Below are 12,472 nucleotides of genomic sequence, written 5' to 3' on the forward strand. Positions count from 1 at the left end.
GAGACGGGTCGGCCACCAGGAAGAAAGGGACGCATCGATGGCGAGGAACCTGAGCAGCACTGGCAGGGTCACGATCTTCTTGATGCTGCACGACTGGGAGACCGGCTCCCGCTGCATCCTGACCTACACGACCATGGACACCGGTCTGACCGCGGTTCTCGGTGTGCTCCCCGTCGAAGGCAACCAATTCGAGCCCGGCGACCTGTTTGCCCTTGGCAGACGCCACGGGTTCGTGGGCGAGTGGAAGGGAAACCACGAGCAGCGGTGCGCCTGCTGGCTGGCCTGCACCGGCTACGGGTCCCGGACCGTGATGAAGCCCGGCACCATCGACGTGCCGGACGTCGGCTGGTCGCTCGACATGGCGCACGCGGTCGACTTGGACAGCACCTACTACGGCCACCGGCGGGTAGTGGCGGGCCGCATGACGCTGGACGATCCGGCGCTGACCGAGCGAGCCCACACGCTCCTGGAATGCCCGCCCGTCGCCGCGTAGCCCTCCGAGACCGGCCCCGTCCGTCCGTTGCCCCCGTGGCGGATGGGCGGGGCCTCTCGCTGCCGGGTGGCGCCAGGGGATATCGAGAGCGCCGGCCAGGAGGAGCAGGTCCAGAAGGTTCGGCAGGCGCTGTGCGGTCTCCCACCGGTGGATCGCTTTGTGGTCCCGGCCGATGTGCTCGCCCAACTGCACCTGGCTCAGGTGGGCGGAACACCCCCGCGTCGGCGGGGAAGACGTGGGCGGGTAGGACATGCAGCCCGTGAAGGACGGAACACCCCCGCGTCGGCGGGGAAGACGCCAGCATCGACGCGGTCACATTCACCCACTGGGGAACACCCCCGCGTCGGCGGGGAAGACGATCTGCTCGATCTGCCGCGTGTTCGCCGCGGCGGAACACCCCCGCGTCGGCGGGGAAGACAGATCGAGATCCTGCCCGCCGCGACCGACGGGCGGAACACCCCCGCGTCGGCGGGGAAGACTCGTCGCGGGTCACAACCCTCTTCGGCGTGTTCGGAACACCCCCGCGTCGGCGGGGAAGACGTACGGCGGCGGGCGGACCGGCCGTTGAGACGCGGAACACCCCCGCGTCGGCGGGGAAGACCCGACCGGCAGCACCGTCGCCCAGGCCACCGGCGGAACACCCCCGCGTCGGCGGGGAAGACCCCTCGATCTCCAGCTCCTTGCCGATCTGCATCGGAACACCCCCGCGTCGGCGGGGAAGACCCGGAGGCCGAGCAGCCCTGCGAGATCATCGACGGAACACCCCCGCGTCGGCGGGGAAGACTGCGAAGGGGTTTGCGAAGGGGTCTGCGAAGGCGGAACACCCCCGCGTCGGCGGGGAAGACACGGCCACCTAGATCGACTCCCGCCTCCACAGCGGAACACCCCCGCGTCGGCGGGGAAGACAGGGCGTGCAGGGCATCCCGGTCCGGGCATCGCGGAACACCCCCGCGTCGGCGGGGAAGACCGGGACGCCAACGGCGCGCAGAAGGCGAAGAACGGAACACCCCCGCGTCGGCGGGGAAGACCCCGCCTCCTGCCTGATGTACAGCCAGTGGTGCGGAACACCCCCGCGTCGGCGGGGAAGACTCGGGGGCCGGCGCCACCGGCGGGAGCTACCGCGGAACACCCCCGCGTCGGCGGGGAAGACGCTCGCTGCCAAGCGCCGCACCCTTGACGCGGCGGAACACCCCCGCGTCGGCGGGGAAGACCTGGAGCTGGGCATCGCCCGCTGACCTCTGATCGGAACACCCCCGCGTCGGCGGGGAAGACGCGACGGGGGTGGTTCTCATCGCGGGCGGTCTCGGAACACCCCCGCGTCGGCGGGGAAGACTCTTCCTGACCTGCGACTCAAGAGGGGCTTTGCCCTTCCTTTGCATTGAATAGGGCTCTGCGTCGCGACTGGCAGGGCTGCATGTCGTCACCCTATCGGGGCTCGACTGCTGAGGTGCTGTCAGTGAGGGGTGGTTGAATGCCGGCTTCAGCAGCGGGGCACAGGCCGGTGGCTGGAGTGGGGGGCGAGGGTGACGGGGAAGTGGGAAGCTCCGGATGAGTCGGTGTGGGGGAAGTCGAGAGGTTTGGATCCGGGGCTGCCCCCGTATCCGCTGATCCGGCATCTCCTGGACGCTGCCGCGATGGCACTGCACCTCTGGGATGTCTATCTGTCCGAGAACCAGCGTGTGCGGATCGCCGAGGGGATGGGGCTGGCGGGCGAGCTGGAACGTGCGAGGGCGGTCGTCGGGCTGTGTGCCGGTCTGCATGACATCGGGAAGCTGTCAGGGTTCCAGTTCTGCTCCCGGCACGGCAGTCAGTACCTCAGTGCGGAACTGGGTGGCGACCGAACGAGAATGAGCATGGAGCGGTTCGGGCATGACGTGGCAGGCTTGCAGAGCACGAAGGAAGTGCTGGCGGATCTGGGCCTTGCCGCTGACGAAGACCTGAGGGTCGCTGAGCGGCTGGCCGAGGTCATCGGTGGTCATCACGGACGTTTTCACCGCGTTGAGGACGGCATTGCTCCGGCGTTTCTCGGTGGGGTTGCCTGGGCGCGGCAGCGGGTCGCGCACGCAGCCGAGGTGCACGAATCACTGGGGGCCCCGCAGGCGCCGGGTGTGTTCAAGGCGTCGGCTGCGGTGCTGGTGACGGGGGTGGTTATTCTCGCGGACTGGCTGGTTAGCCAGGAGGACTACCTTCGACTGCGGCAGGGAGAACTGGCGCCGGTACTGGCTGATCATTTCAGGCGTTCCCAGCAGGATGCTCCCCGTCTGCTGGTCGAGGCCGGGTTGGCCCGGGTGCGGCTGCAGCGCAAGGGGTTCGCGGAGGCGTACGGTATTCAGGGTGAGCCGAATCCGTTGCAGCGGTCCGTGATGGACGAGCTTCGGACGGCGGTGGGCGAGGGACGTCATGGTGGCATCTTCCTCGTCACCGCGGCTCCGGGTGACGGGAAAAGTGAGACGGCTCTGGAGGCCGAGCGGGTTCTGTCCGAGGTCTTCGGCACGCAGGGGTACGCGTTCTTGCTGCCGACGATGGCCACCAGTGATCAGATGCACGGGCGGGTCGCGAAAGCGCTGCTGCGTCAGTCCGGTGAGGACGCCGGGTTGACATTGGTCCACAGTATGGCCTGGTTGAACAGCGCGTATGCCGACGAGGACTTGGACGCGCAGAGCGTGCTGACCTGCGATGGTGACGAGGTCGGGGAGGGGAGCCGGCGGGCGGATGCGGACATGCGGCCGCAGCGGTGGCTGCGCGGGCCCAAGCGGCCGTTGCTCGCACAGTTCGCGGTCGGCACGATCGACCAGGCATTGATGGCGGTGCTGCCGGTACGGCACAACACGCTGCGGTTGCTGGCCCTGTCGGGGAAAACATTCATCGTTGACGAGGCTCACGCCTATGACCCGTACATGCAGGTGCTGTTGGGCCGGTTGCTGAACTGGCTCGGGGCGTACGGCGTGCCGGTCGTCCTGTTGTCGGCGACGTTGCCGGCGTCGGTCAGCGACCGGCTGATCAAGGAGTACCTGCAAGGCGCCGGCCACAAGACACGCGTCCTGAGCAGACAGACGTTCCCGGCGCCCTACCCCGGATGGCTGTACGTGGACGGGGAGAGCGGCCAGGCAACCCAGATCTCGCCCGCCCACCAGCGTGAACAGGCGCGTGCGCGAGGCATGGAACTCGGTGTCGTGGTGGAACCGGTCATCCACGGCTCCGGGGGCGGAGCCCGGGCCCGACTGGCGGTGATCGAACGGCTCCTGAAGCCGGTGAGCGAGGGAGAGGGCGGTACCGCCCTGGTGGTGTGCAACACCGTAGGAGACGCGCAGGACACCTACCTGAGGCTCTGCGAACGGTTCGACAAACGCTCCCACGAGCAGGGCGGAAGCGTGCAGCTGCTGCACGCTCGTTTCCCCGGCGATGTGCGTGAGGCCCGTACGCGGGAGGTCACCGAGGGGCTGGGCCGCACGGGTCCGCGTCCGCTGCGCCGGATCGTCGTCGCCACCCAGGTCGTCGAGCAGTCGCTTGACCTTGATGCCGACATCGTCATCAGCGACCTCGCTCCGCTGTCCTTGCTGTTGCAGCGGGCTGGACGGTGCTGGCGGCACGAGAACCACTGGACTCGGTACGGCTATCCGGACGGCCGTAGCCGTCCGGCTTGGGCGATCGGGCCGCGTCTTGTGGTGCTTGACCCGATCGTGGACGGCGGGAAGATGCCACAGCAGTGGGGCGAGGTGTATTCCGAGCACCTCCTCGCCTCCACTTCCCGAACTCTTGCCGGAATCGAGGGCGAGATCATCTCCATCCCCGGTGATGTACAGGGCCTGGTTGAAGCGGTCCATGGGGACAACGAGGAATTCGACTGGAACAACCCGGGTGGTAGCGAGACGAAAGCCTGGGCGGCTCACAAGGGCAAAGAGATGGCGGAACGCAGTATGGCCGGCCTTCTCGCCGTCCCGCGTGCGCGGAGTGTTTCCGCACTGCATGACCTGCATGATCTGCCCGGTGAAGAGGACGAGTGGGAGGTGTCCACCAGGCTTGGCGCCGACTCGGTGCGGCTGTTGTGCGCCTATGTCCAGGAGGACGGCCGGGTGACCCTGGACCTGGAGGGCGAGCAACTGCTCCCCCAGACAGTGACGGACGGCAAGATGCCGGTCTCGTCCGTGCGGGAGATGATGCGCCGCACCATTCCGGTCCGCGCCGACTGGCTCAAGGAAGCGGATCCCGGTCAATTCGCCCTGCCGGAGTCGTGGACGGAGCACCCGATGCTCGGAGAACTGCGTGTTCTTCACCAGCCCGTGCAGGGCGGGAGCGTGCAGGCGGTGAAAGTCGGCGGTAAGACTTTTCGTCTGGACCAGGACTGCGGTCTGGTTCGCCGCTGATACCAGTCACCACCCACATTTGACCCGGAAATTAGCAGGTCCGGGCGCATTGTCAGTGGCGGCTGCTTGAATGCCCAGACGACGCCAGAGTAGGGCTGCTGGGGGCTTTGCCATGCCGGTGCGTCATGGGATCAGGGCTGTGGGAGGGGACGACGGTGAGTGGGGGATACGATCTGCGGGTCGAGCCGTGGATTCCGGTGCGTCTGCTGACTGGGGAATCGGCGGGCGTGGGCTTGTGCGAGTTGTTCGAGCGGGCCCACGAGATCGAGGACCTGGAGATCCCGGTGCCGCCTGCGGTGGCAGGTCTGATGCGGATTCTGGCGCCGATCGCGGCGCGGATCGCCGCCGATGGCGAGGAGCGGCTCGACGATCCGGACGTTGCGGAGGACATCGACGACTGGTTCGACTTACGGGAGCGTGCCCTGAAGGCCGGCCGGTTCGATCCGCAGGCGGTGGACGCCTACTTCGGCCGGGAGGATCTGGCGGGCCGGTTCGACCTGTTCCATCCTGCGCGACCGTTCCTCCAGGATCCGCGACTGCGCAAGGAGTGCGTGGACGCGAAGGGGGCGCCGAACCCGTCCGGGGTGAACAAGCTCGTGATGGGCCGCCCCACGGGAGTCAACGGGGCAGTGCTGTTCGGACATTTCACCGACACCGCGCCCGTGCCGGTACCGGCCGCCGAGGCCGCCTGGCACCTGATCGCGCAGTTGTACTACGGGCCGTCCGGACAGTGCACGCCCCGCCGGATCACCGATGAACGGGCGGGCAGCGGTGACGCCGCCCCGCTGCGCAAGTCCGTCTCCTACTTTGCCTGGGGGCCCAACCTGTTCACCACGCTGGTGCTGGCCGTGCCGAGCCCTCAGACCGAGGTCGACTGGGAAGCGGAGGACGCTTGCCCGTGGGAGGGGGGTCTCAGTGCTCCCCTGGAACCTTTGCCGCCGGTCACGTGGCCGGGCCGGATGCTGACCGGCCGGTTCCGTCACGCCGCGCTGCTCGTGCCCTCCGAGGACGGCCGGGCGGTGACCGACGCCTACCTCACCTGGTCGACACACGAACCGCCGCAGAAGGTGCGTGACCCGTACCAGATCCTCGACCGTCGCAAGGACGGGGACTTCCAGCCACGGGAGGCCGACGGGGCGAGGGCCCTGTGGCGTGACCTCGACTCGCTGCTGCTGAAGGACAGCCGTCAGGACGCCCGGCGCCCTCCGGCTCTTGAACACCTGCCCAGGCCGCTGCTGCCACGGCTGCGGGTGCGCGCCTACGGCTTCGACCAGGACGGTCAGCAGAAGGACAGCGTCTGGTTCCGGGCGACGAGTCCGCAGGTCCTGCAGTGGCAGGAGGAGAACGACGCGGAGATGGCCCATCACGTCAAGCGCTGCCACGCCGCTGCGGAGAAGGCCGGTAGCCGACTGGACTTCGCCGCGAGGATCGCGTGGAAGATCGCCACCGACGCGAGTGTCGACCTGTCGCCCAAGGCCAGGATCAAGCTTGATGCCCGCAAGCCCGGTCCGTGGACCTCTGCCGCGCTGACGCGTTACTGGCCGGCCGCGGAGAAGCAGTTCTGGCAGCTCACCGAGCCCGGCCGCACCACAGACCAGGTCGACAAACCGTTCGTCGACGCGGCCCTGGCCGCTCTCGACGATGCCATCGGCCAGGCCAACCGCGCGGACATCAGAGTGGCGCGCGCCCGTCACCGCGCCCGCGGCCTCCTTCTCGCACTGCTGCAGCCGTCCGCATCCGACTGAACCCGCCCGGCTGCGCCCACGCCGATGCTGTCGGTGCTCCGCCACCTCACCCGTTCCCGCCCCTTCCCCGCATCAGGGATGTCCCATGACCGATTCCGTGCCGGCGGTGTCCGCTCCGCCGAACTCCTCGACCGTCCGCGTTTCGGACCGGTTCGCCACCTACGTGCACCAGGTGTGCGAGTCCAAGCAGGCCCGTGCCGCTCTGCGGCGCGGCCTCGGGCTGCCGGTGGAGCGGTGCACCTACATGCACCGCTACCTGGTGTCATGGCTGCGCGACCACGACGACCAGCACCATGCCGATGTCCGGCGGGCGTACTACGCGGTGGCCGCGCTGATCGCCGCACGTCCCCGCTCGGCACGTGACATCACGCCCGACGAGAGCGCCATCGCCTCCTGGTACGAGCGTGCCAACCTGGGAGCCTCGCTCGGACAGGCCGTCGCCAAGGGAGTCCTCAAGGAGAACTCCGCCGAAAGCGCTCTTCACCTGATGGCCCGGCAGAGCAGCGACGCAGTCCACCCGGGCCTGCCCGCCCTCGTCCGCCAGCTTCTGGGCGGTGGCATCACGGTCGACTGGGCGGTCCTCCTGGAGGACCTCGCCTGGTGGAACCGCAGCCGCGACCGCATCGCCACCCGCTGGCTGGAGCACTACTTCCGCACCGCAGGCGGCACGACCGACTCCGCCGCCCCCGTTGATTCCGCCGAGGAGAACGACCGATGACTCTCTACCTGGACCTGAGCGCTCTGCAGTCGGTGCCCGCCGCCAACCTGAACCGGGACGACCTCGGTTCTCCCAAGCAGGTGCGCTACGGCAACGCTCCCCGCATCCGGGTCTCCAGCCAGTCCTGGAAGCGGGTCATCCGGCTCGGCGTCGAGCAGGACCTCGGGGAGAAGGCGGCCCGCACCCGCCTGGTGCCGGTGAAGGTGCAGCGCGCCCTTGAGAGCGCCGGCTGGCCCACCGAGCTGGCCGCGTTCGCCGGGGTGCAGGTCGCCGCGAGCGCCGGGAAGAAGGGCATCGGCACCGAGTCGGCCGGCCACACCTCGGTGCTGCTGTTCCTGCCGGAGGCGGCCATCGACGAACTGGCCGCCGTGTGCGCCGAGCACCGGCCGGCTCTGGAGGCGGCCCAAGGCAAGAAGAAGCCCGGCCAGGTACTGCCGCCCCAGACGATCGAGGCGATCCTCAAGCGGCGTACCGCCTCCATCGGTCTGCTGGGCCGCATGCTCGCCGAGCTCCCGGACGCCAACGTGGACGGGGCCGCCCAGGTCGCCCACGCGTTCACCACGCACGCCGCCGAGCCGCAGCGTGACTATTTCACCGCCGTCGACGACTGGCTGGGCGAGGCCGAGACCGGCAGCGGTCACCTCGACACCGCCGAGTTCAGCGCGGGCGTCTTCTACCGGTATGCGACCGTCAACGTCTCCGACCTGCTGAAGAACCTGGAAGGCGACGTCAAGGCCGCCCGGACCGTACTCAGCTCCTTCGCCGAGCACTTCCTGCTCTCCCTGCCGCAGGCCAAGAAGAACAGCACCGCCCCGCACACCGTCCCGGACCTGACCTACCTCGCCGTGCGGGAACACCGGCCCCTCTCCCTGGCCGCGGCCTTCGAGACCCCCGTCACCGGCGACCGGCAAGGCGGCTTCTCCCACCCCTCCCGCCAGGCCCTCGACGCCTACGCCGGTAACCTCAACCGCCTCACCGGCAACCGCAACCGCCGCTTCCACGGCCACACCGTCATCGATCCCGTCGAGAAGTACACCGGGCTCGGCACCGCCCACGACTCCTTCGACCAGCTGATCGACGCCGCCGTCGAGGCCGCCGTGCCCGCCGCGGAGGACCAGCAGTGAGCGGACTCCTGCTGCGCCTGGCCGGCCCCCTGCAGTCCTGGGGTGAGCGCTCCGCGTTCACCCCGGTGAGGGACACCGCGCCCTTCCCGACCCGCTCCGCGCTGATCGGAATGTTCGCCGCGGCCGAGGGCATCGGCCGCGACGAGGCAGGCCTGGACCGCTACCAGGACCTGCAGCTCACCGTGCGCGTGGACCGGCCTGGCGTCCGCCTCGTCGACTACCACACCGTCGGAGGGGGATTCCCCAAGGACCGCACAGCCGCCACCAGCGGCGGCAGCAACAAAGGCGCCGCCGTCGTCACCCGCCGCCACTACCTCTCCGACGCGGTGTTCGTCGTCGCCGTCACCGCAGCCGACGAGACCGTCGAGCGCCTCGCCGATGCCCTGAGCCGCCCGCACTGGGCGCCCTATCTGGGTCGTCGCTCCTGCGTCCCCGACGAGCCGTTCCTCCTGCGCCGCCACGTCGACGACCCGGTGGAAGAACTCCGTACCCGGGTGCCGCTCAGCCGCACCGCACCGCGCGCGAAGAACGGCGACGGTCAGGAAGCCGAGACGATTGCCGTGGAATTCCTCTGGGAACAGCCACCGTTCACCAGCGGTTCCGCAGAGCCTGTACCGGTCGACGTCATCGACGTGAACGACGTGCCGGTAAGTTTCGCCCAGCACGGCCGCAGCCACACCGGCCGCCGCATCCACCGGACCCGGGTACCGGTGCCCCGCTCTCTCGCAGGCCCTCAAGAGACCTTGACGCAGCGTCTGATCGACTACGCCCACCTCGAGGAAAGCGCATGAACGACCACCCGGTGATCGCACGCATCCGCCTCAATCCGCACAGCCGCGACGTGCAGCGGGATCTGCACGACGCCACCCAGATGCACCGCACCGTCATGCGGATGGTCCCCGACGGTCTCGGTGACGCCCCCCGCCACCGGGCCGGACTGCTGTACCGCCTGGACGAAACCGACACCTCCATCACCCTCCTCGTCCAGGCCGCCAGGCTCGACCCGGCACGCCTGCCCACCGGATACGGGCAGGCCGACGTCAAAAGCCTCACCCCGATGTTCACCGCACTGCGCAAGGGCCTCGGCGTCCGCTTCCGCATCGTCCTCAACCCCGCCAAACGGGAGCGGCTCTCCCTGGAGGAGAAGGGGAAGCGGGGACGGATCATGCCGCTCTCCGGCGCCGACGCCGACCAGTGGTGGCTCCGCCGGGCCACCGAAGCCGGCCTCGACCTCCACGTCCTGACCCCCACCAGCATGGAACCGGCCCGCCCTCGCGGACGAGACGCCCCTCGCATGCGACACAGCCTGATCCGCTACGACGGCACCGCCACCGTCACCGACCCCGACGCCGTACGCGATGCCGTCATTCACGGCATCGGACGCGGCAAGCCGTACGGCGCGGGACTGCTCAGCCTCGCACCCGCCAGAACCACGTGAGCGCGCCACGACGGGGCGGTGACGCGCGCAGGCGCCTCGCCGCCCCCACCCTGGCCATGCTTCCCCGCGTCGCGGACTCCCTGTCCTTCCTTTACCTGGACATGGTCCGCGTGGTGCAGGACGACACCGGAGTATGCGCGCAGATCCAGATCGACGAACACCGCACCGACCTCGTCTACATCCCCACCGCCGCCCTGTCCTGCCTGCTCCTCGGCCCGGGGGTCTCCATCACCACCCCCGCCCTGACCACGCTCGCCCGCCACGGCACCAGCGTCGTCTGCGTCGGCGCGGGCGGCATCCGCGCCTACGCGGGCATCCTCCCGGACTCCCTCACCACCCACTGGCTCGAACAACAGGTCGCGACATGGGCCGACCCGGCGCGGCGCCTCGACGTCGCCGTCCGCATGTACCGGATGCGCTTCAAAGACGCCGACGTACCGGAATCCGTCACCCTGGACCAGCTCCGCGGTATGGAAGGCCAGCGCATGAAGGCCTTCTACAGAATCCTCGCGCAGCAGCACGGCATCGGACGCTTCCGGCGCAACTACCGGCCCGACCAATGGGACACCCAGGACCCCGTCAACCTCGCCCTGTCCGCCGCCAACACCTGCCTGTACGGCGTCGTCCACGCCGCTCTGCTCGCCCTCGGGCTCTCCCCGGCCCTCGGCTACGTCCACGCCGGCACCCAACACGCCTTCGTCTACGACATCGCCGACCTCTACAAAGCCGACATCACACTCCCCCTCGCCTTCGCCCTCCACAACTCCGACAACCCCGAACAGGAAGCCCGCCGCCGCTTCCGCGAAGACCTCCGACTCCTGCGCCTCCTGCCCCGCATCGTCCAGAACGTCCAGTCCCTGCTGACCTCGCCCCACACACCCACGACCACAGCCGATGACGACACCGACGAGGAACGTTCCGAACGGAGTGACGTGAGGATGGTCCACCTCTGGGACCCCAAAGCCGGAGTCCTCCCAGCAGGCGTCAACTACGCGAAAGGAGGCGACTGATGCCCTCCATGGTCGTTATCGCCACCACCGCGGTCCCCGACCACCTGCGCGGCGCCCTCAGCCGATGGACCAGCGAAGTGGTGCCCGGCATCTTCGTCGGCAGCGTCTCGGCCCGCGTCCGCGATGAACTCTGGCACGTCGTCACCGAAGTCGTGGGCAACGGCGCCGCCGTCCTCATCCACCCCGCCGCAACAGAACAGGGCTATGCCATCCGCACCGCAGGAACCCGCCGCCGGGTCCCCGTCGACTTCGACGGCCTCACCCTGATTCGCATGACTGCCGCACCAAAGGTAAAGGAAATGCAATACCCTTCTTGAGGTGCAGGTCAGGAAGGGTCCTCCCCGCCGACGCGGGGGTGTTCCGAGTGTCGAGGACGGTCTTGCGCTCCCGGTGGCGTCCTCCCCGCCGACGCGGGGGTGTTCCGAGGAGCAGCAAGGAGCCGAGTTCCACGTCGACGTCCTCCCCGCCGACGCGGGGGTGTTCCGCCGACCGTGGGCGAGGGCATCCCGAGCCAGATGTCCTCCCCGCCGACGCGGGGGTGTTCCGAGAGACAGCACGTGATCATCGCGTACAGGCAGGTCCTCCCCGCCGACGCGGGGGTGTTCCGATCCCCCGGGTGTACAGCCCCGACGCGGCTGAGTCCTCCCCGCCGACGCGGGGGTGTTCCGGCTCGGGCGGTCCAGGCGCACGCGGTGCACGCGTCCTCCCCGCCGACGCGGGGGTGTTCCGGTTGCCGATGCGGTCGAGTTGTTCCATCAGACGTCCTCCCCGCCGACGCGGGGGTGTTCCGTCGGCGTCGCACGCGGCGTCTTCCACCAGCGCGTCCTCCCCGCCGACGCGGGGGTGTTCCGGTGCAGGGCATGGCGCAGGCCATCACGCTCTGGTCCTCCCCGCCGACGCGGGGGTGTTCCGCTGCTCCTGCTCGCCTACACGAACTACACCGAGTCCTCCCCGCCGACGCGGGGGTGTTCCGTCCATCCGCTCCCGCCTCGAACTCGCGGTCGGGTCCTCCCCGCCGACGCGGGGGTGTTCCGTCCATCCGCTCCCGCCTCGAACTCGCGGTCGGGTCCTCCTTGCCGACGCGGGGGTGTTCCGCCGATACGCACACCGCCGCACTCCAGGACCTCGTCCTCCCCGCCGACGCGGGGGTGTTCCGCGCACGGCCGTCCTGGAGGTCTTCGACCGGCTGTCCTCCCCGCCGACGCGGGGGTGTTCCGGACATCGTCGAGAAGTCGGGGCTCCCCAAGGGGTCCTCCCCGCCGACGCGGGGGTGTTCCGGACCAGACCCTGTGAGCACCCACACCCGCACCGTCCTCCCCGCCGACGTGGGGGTGTTCCGCTTCTCAGTCTCCCGACGCCCTCGTCCCGCTAGTCCTCCCCGCCGATGCGAGGGTGTCCCGCGGATGACCGCGATCTCGGCGGTGGTGTCCTGTACGACCTGCTGTGGCTGGATCCAACCCGCACCGTTGATCGCGTCCTGGCCGCCCCGGAAGATGGTCACGAGCCCTTCTGTCCGTGGTGAGGGGTGAGGAAGCGCGGAACCGGCTCCGAGGCCGGTAGATCGGGGGCGGGTCGTGTCG

The 12,472-nt window shown here is 69.4% G+C and carries 9 protein-coding genes and 2 CRISPR repeat arrays; all 9 genes read left to right on the forward strand.

Annotation, left to right across the window (positions count from 1 at the left end; translation table 11 throughout):
• Window positions 1-37: 37 nt before the first annotated feature.
• The 9 genes from ACH4VX_RS20235 (at window position 38) to cas2e (ending at window position 11,209) form a co-directional block, all read left to right on the forward strand.
• Window positions 38-493 carry a hypothetical protein gene (locus ACH4VX_RS20235; RefSeq protein WP_398368773.1) on the forward strand — a complete coding sequence of 152 codons (456 nt, stop codon included), beginning with the start codon at window positions 38-40 and terminating at the stop codon, window positions 491-493.
• A 206-nt stretch (window positions 494-699) separates the two neighbouring features.
• Window positions 700-1,826: direct repeats of the CRISPR family, unit length 29 nt; unit sequence CGGAACACCCCCGCGTCGGCGGGGAAGAC.
• Between the two features lie 223 nt (window positions 1,827-2,049).
• Window positions 2,050-4,857, forward strand: a complete 2,808-nt coding sequence (locus ACH4VX_RS20240) for a CRISPR-associated endonuclease Cas3'' (protein WP_398368900.1) — start codon at window positions 2,050-2,052, stop codon at window positions 4,855-4,857.
• Between the two features lie 155 nt (window positions 4,858-5,012).
• Window positions 5,013-6,602: a type I-E CRISPR-associated protein Cse1/CasA gene (gene casA / locus ACH4VX_RS20245; protein WP_398368774.1), complete on the forward strand. Its 1,590-nt coding sequence runs from the start codon at window positions 5,013-5,015 to the stop codon at window positions 6,600-6,602.
• Window positions 6,603-6,687: 85 nt separating this feature from the next.
• Window positions 6,688-7,320 (forward strand): type I-E CRISPR-associated protein Cse2/CasB, encoded by a 633-nt coding sequence (gene casB, locus ACH4VX_RS20250; protein ID WP_398368775.1) that lies wholly within the window; start codon window positions 6,688-6,690, stop codon window positions 7,318-7,320.
• Window positions 7,317-8,444 (forward strand): type I-E CRISPR-associated protein Cas7/Cse4/CasC, encoded by a 1,128-nt coding sequence (gene cas7e / locus ACH4VX_RS20255; RefSeq protein WP_398368776.1) that lies wholly within the window; start codon window positions 7,317-7,319, stop codon window positions 8,442-8,444. The genes casB and cas7e overlap by 4 nt, the downstream gene beginning before the upstream one ends.
• A complete protein-coding gene (gene cas5e / locus ACH4VX_RS20260) occupies window positions 8,441-9,235 on the forward strand; it encodes a type I-E CRISPR-associated protein Cas5/CasD (protein WP_398368777.1) in 795 nt (264 codons plus the stop codon). The genes cas7e and cas5e overlap by 4 nt, the downstream gene beginning before the upstream one ends.
• Window positions 9,232-9,882, forward strand: coding sequence for a type I-E CRISPR-associated protein Cas6/Cse3/CasE (cas6e, locus tag ACH4VX_RS20265; RefSeq protein ID WP_398368778.1), 651 nt, complete (start codon window positions 9,232-9,234; stop codon window positions 9,880-9,882). Before cas5e ends, cas6e begins: the two co-directional genes overlap by 4 nt.
• 56 nt (window positions 9,883-9,938) lie before the next feature.
• The gene (gene cas1e / locus ACH4VX_RS20270) at window positions 9,939-10,892 is read left to right on the forward strand and encodes a type I-E CRISPR-associated endonuclease Cas1e (RefSeq protein WP_398368902.1); all 954 of its coding nucleotides are present in this window, start codon (window positions 9,939-9,941) and stop codon (window positions 10,890-10,892) included.
• Window positions 10,892-11,209, forward strand: coding sequence for a type I-E CRISPR-associated endoribonuclease Cas2e (gene cas2e / locus ACH4VX_RS20275; protein WP_398368779.1), 318 nt, complete (start codon window positions 10,892-10,894; stop codon window positions 11,207-11,209). Before cas1e ends, cas2e begins: the two co-directional genes overlap by 1 nt.
• Before the next feature lie 17 nt (window positions 11,210-11,226).
• Window positions 11,227-12,292: a CRISPR direct-repeat array (repeat unit 29 nt; unit sequence GTCCTCCCCGCCGACGCGGGGGTGTTCCG).
• Window positions 12,293-12,472 lie beyond the last annotated feature (180 nt).

This window comes from Streptomyces sp. NPDC020731 (genome assembly GCF_044334705.1).
Classification (GTDB): domain Bacteria; phylum Actinomycetota; class Actinomycetes; order Streptomycetales; family Streptomycetaceae; genus Streptomyces.

Coding starts and splice junctions, on each gene's coding strand:
- cas7e (WP_398368776.1), top strand. CDS start 7,317: ATGACTCTCTACCTGGACCTGAGCGCTCTGCAGTCGGTGCCCGCCGCC.
- ACH4VX_RS20235 (WP_398368773.1), top strand. CDS start 38: ATGGCGAGGAACCTGAGCAGCACTGGCAGGGTCACGATCTTCTTGATG.
- cas6e (WP_398368778.1), top strand. CDS start 9,232: ATGAACGACCACCCGGTGATCGCACGCATCCGCCTCAATCCGCACAGC.
- cas1e (WP_398368902.1), top strand. CDS start 9,939: ATGCTTCCCCGCGTCGCGGACTCCCTGTCCTTCCTTTACCTGGACATG.
- casB (WP_398368775.1), top strand. CDS start 6,688: ATGACCGATTCCGTGCCGGCGGTGTCCGCTCCGCCGAACTCCTCGACC.
- cas2e (WP_398368779.1), top strand. CDS start 10,892: ATGCCCTCCATGGTCGTTATCGCCACCACCGCGGTCCCCGACCACCTG.